Source organism: Anaerotignum sp. (assembly GCF_031981185.1).
Lineage (GTDB): Bacteria > Bacillota > Clostridia > Lachnospirales > Anaerotignaceae > Chakrabartyella.
This window is the reverse complement of sequence record NZ_DALYUL010000009.1, coordinates 71,364-75,410: the sequence shown is the minus strand read 5'-3', so window position 1 is coordinate 75,410 and position 4,047 is coordinate 71,364. Positions and strand designations below refer to the sequence as shown.

The 4,047-nt window shown below is 37.0% G+C and carries 4 protein-coding genes; 2 read left to right on the top strand and 2 right to left on the bottom strand.

The window, feature by feature from the left end; all coding sequences use genetic code 11:
* Positions 1-176: 176 nt before the first annotated feature.
* Both RTK36_RS06935 and RTK36_RS06930 read right to left on the bottom strand, forming a co-directional pair.
* Positions 177-437, bottom strand: a complete 261-nt coding sequence (locus RTK36_RS06935) for a zinc ribbon domain-containing protein (protein WP_312045594.1) — start codon at positions 435-437, stop codon at positions 177-179.
* A gap of 63 nt (positions 438-500) precedes the next feature.
* On the bottom strand, positions 501-1,406 hold the full coding sequence (locus RTK36_RS06930) for a helix-turn-helix transcriptional regulator (protein ID WP_312045592.1): 906 nt from the start codon (positions 1,404-1,406) through the stop codon (positions 501-503).
* Positions 1,407-1,970: 564 nt separating this feature from the next.
* On the opposite strand from RTK36_RS06930, the gene RTK36_RS06925 reads away from it, so the two are divergent.
* Positions 1,971-2,210 carry a hypothetical protein gene (locus RTK36_RS06925; protein WP_312045590.1) on the top strand — a complete coding sequence of 80 codons (240 nt, stop codon included), beginning with the start codon at positions 1,971-1,973 and terminating at the stop codon, positions 2,208-2,210.
* A gap of 703 nt (positions 2,211-2,913) precedes the next feature.
* On the top strand, positions 2,914-4,047 hold a 1,134-nt coding region (locus RTK36_RS06920), incomplete at its 3' end, for an HAD-IC family P-type ATPase (protein ID WP_312045588.1).

The following is a 4,047-nucleotide window of genomic DNA, read 5'->3' as shown; positions in this document are numbered from 1 at the left end:
CGCACCGGAGCAAATGCTATGCTCTGTTTTTGGCAAAACACCATAGCAAGACTCTATATGGGCACAAAGTTCATCCCATAAAGGGCTTGTTACAAAGCAGGATACCTCTTGTAAATTCGGCATCGTGATTTTGGGATATTGCTCGTTCCAATTCATCCTTTACACACTCCTTGTGTTTACTCCCAGCGCTTTAGTTGTGGAAAAAAAGCTGCCATCTGTGCTTTTGCTTCATCTGCGGTCATGCCTGTTGCATCTGCCATGGGCTTTGCACAAAGATCAATCATCTGCTGCATGGTTACATCCGCACAGAATTTACCGCCATTATAACAATAATTACAATAATCACCACTTTTGCTTCCATCAGATTCTGTGCCATACGCGGCACCATCCATTGGCATTGCGCAGCTTTGGCAAAATTTTTGATTTTCATTTGACATAATCTTGTCCTCCTTTAAGCTTTAGTATCTCCATGATACCAAACAAAAGCTGACAACAGTCTGTCAGGGTTTATGATGAGTTGAAATTTTTTCTGCATATTCTGAGAGCTGATATCGAAGCTCAGGTGGCTGCAGTATCTCTACATCGGTGCCAAAAGAAAAGATATAGCTTATCACCCATGAATCAATGGGGAAACATGCCTCCACCAACATACTGCCATCGGGCATTACGGTAATATGCTCACGATCAAACTCGTCATACACCCGAAAGGCAAGTCGTGCAGAGATTTTCAACTTAATAGTTGTTTCAGAGCATGGCACATCTGCCATTTCGATGGGTGGTATTTCCCCTTTATAATTCTGGGTGAAATGTTCGTCTATAGGTTTGATTTCTACAATTCGCCTTACTTTAAAAAGGCGAAAATCCTGGGATTTTAGGCAATAACTCTGCAAATACCAATGTTTATCTTTATAGATAAGGCGTAAGGGTTGTATTCGACGGTTAGTTATTTCTCCTGATGTGCCGCAATAAGAAATTTGCATAACTTGTTTTGCTAGTATAGCATTTTTAATGGTTTCAAAGCGAACACTGTCCACTTGTGTTAGCCCCCAACGGGAAAAATCTACGGTAATCCAATCCTGTGATGGTTTGCGAAAGGCTCCGCCCAGTTTAGACAGCAGGCTGTCTACCTGTTGGTCAGCTGCTTTCAGACTTTGTACTGCAAAAAGCAGTTGATTTTGCTCGTAGTCGGATAATAAGGTTTTGTCAAAGCTGTAGCCTTCCATCAGTGAGATACCACCATTTTTGCCAGTGGTTGTGTAAATAGGAACTCCTGCTATCGATAAGGTTTCTACATCACGATATACCGTTCGCACCGACACTTCAAGCTCTCTTGCCAGTGTGGGTGCACTCATGCTGCCTTTTTCAAGCAGTAAATATACAAGCTGAAATAATCGGTCATTTTTCATGGCACACCTCTCAAGTTAGAATAAATATCATTATACAGCAAAACCATGACAATGTCATGTCATGGTTTTAGACAAATATCACCGAGAAATGTAAAATCTGCATAGAGCCTTTTGCAAGGATACGCTGAACGACACTGGGGATGGGATAGCGAGATAGAAAGAGGGTACCCAAGTGAAAGACAGGAAAGTTGCCCTTACTTTTGTAGTTAACAAAATTAGCGTTTGGTAAACTTAAAAAGAGCATACGAAACGAATGCTCATATCTTAAAAGATACTAGCCTTTTATGAATAACTTCAGAAAATTTCATATAGTTTAACACTCTTTCTCTTTAAGAAATGGCGAATCAAGTTTCATCGCTAGACGGAAAATAAAATAAAGTGAAATTAGCGTTTAAGTTTATGTCATAAAAAGACACTTTGGTTCCTCTATTATTATTTTATATAGAAATATTATGCTGAAACATGTATAATAAGTAAAAAGGTGCAATGTGCGGAATATCGTGGCGCTTGAACTCTATTAATAGTAAATTGAGACGAGAATTGTTTGGAAAGGAGAAATTCAGAATGGCGTATAATGAAGACTATTATGATTTACCAGAAAGCACATTGATACCCATGGCGGACGGAACAACAAAAACGATATCTACGGTTATTATTGGGGATTCGGTGATAGACAAAAATGAAAATTTGTGTAGAGTAGTTGATATTTTGACCGGGCTGAACGAAGTGGAGAAATTAAACTACATGAATAAAATAGAGAAATGTAAAGTACCATTGTACACCTTGTTGTTGGAGAAACAGTAAAAACCAGCCTGCGAGAAGAAAATATAGGGAATGAGAAGCAATGATGCCTTAAAGCTAGAGTATACAATTTGCAATATTTGCATATTAGCAACTCATCTCATAATAAATATAGAGGCTTATGATATATCAATAAAAGGGTATTTTTATTCTATACTTTTAATAAAACAAAAAAATGATATACTAATAGTACACCAGAAAAAATTAAACAAAATGTAATTGACAAGGTGTTTATCAGGAATTATACTAATGAAAGTTGGTTATTATTGGTAAATTTTGTAGAAAAATATTAAAAAATATAAGTGGGGCTGGCGACTGTCTAAGAACATACATGTTAAGCCAAGTGCATGAAGCATTCAGACAGGTTCTGAATGCTTTTTATGATTATTTAAAAAAGGAAAAGCCATAGGAATCAGAATTACCCTTTAAAAATCGGGGAGAATTGATAAATCAACTGGTAAGAAGGCTACCATAAATATTCAGAAGAATGATGAATGCTATCCAAACCCAGTTTGGATGAAAATTGTGAATGTTTAGGTGATGGTAAAATAATTACAGAATTTACATGGAATAATTATCCAGAGATTATGATGTTTATCTAGGCAAATATGGATAAGTATATATCTATATATGATGATAGCAGAAATGAGCTGGTTGAAATACAACGTGATACACACAAAATGAGATTTAATAATGGAGAAAACAAATGAAAATGAATGGTTTGAACGATCAAGAGGTTGAACAATCAAGAGCAAAGTATGGCAGTAATGTGATTCCGGATTCGGAGCCAACTACGTTTTGGGACGAGTTTAAAGAAACTTTTAGTGATCCAATGATAAAAATATTACTAATTATTGCAGTAATCATGATCGTAATGTTTTTTGTTGGGTATGCAGAGATTTATGAACCGGTTGGGACGATTATTGCAATACTCATCGTTGCAACTGTATCAGCAAAAACAGGAGTTGCAAGTGATAGTAAATATAGAGAATTAAAAGAAAATACGAAAAATGAAGAGTGCAAAGTTTACAGAAATGGTGTTATAACGGTCATAGATGTAGATAAAGTTGTTGTTGGAGATATGGTCCTTCTTCAAGCAGGAGATAAAATCCCCGCTGATGGCATACTCATTTCCGGAAATCTTAAAGTCGACAATTCAGCGCTTAATGGCGAGACAGAAGAATGCAATAAAACTTTCGCTGATGGCCCAACTGATTTCCCTGATAATATTACAGGTGACACATTTGTAGATAAGCATTCTTTATTTCGGGGTGGCGTTCTGTTTGATGGCGAAGGTGTGATGGATATCCGTCATGTGGGACTAAAGACTATGATGGGGAAAATGGCGGAAGAAATGCAAGAAGAAGAGCCAGATTCACCATTAAAAGTAAAGCTCTCAAAACTAGCTGGACAGATTTCCACGTTTGGTTATATAGGTGCAGTGGTTATTGCCGTTTTTTATATGGCTTTCTTTGTAATGAATGCAGGGGGTTTTTCGGGCTATTTGGCGACTGGCTGGACTTCAATTCTTCAGGATTTCATTCAAGCAGTATCCCTTGCAGTTGTAATCATTGTTTGTGCTGTTCCTGAAGGTTTGCCATTAATGATTTCCCTTGTGTTGATGCAGAATACCAGTAAGATGTTGGATCACAATGTTTTGGTTAGAAAAGCGGTTGGTATAGAAACAGCAGGTTCATTAAATATTCTTTTTAGCGATAAAACTGGAACAATCACAAAGGGTGCTTTAGAAGTTGTAGAGTTTTTTTTGGCAGATGGAACAACCATAAAGGCACATGATTTGAGCAAACATAGCAAAATCAAGGGATTATTAGATATTGCT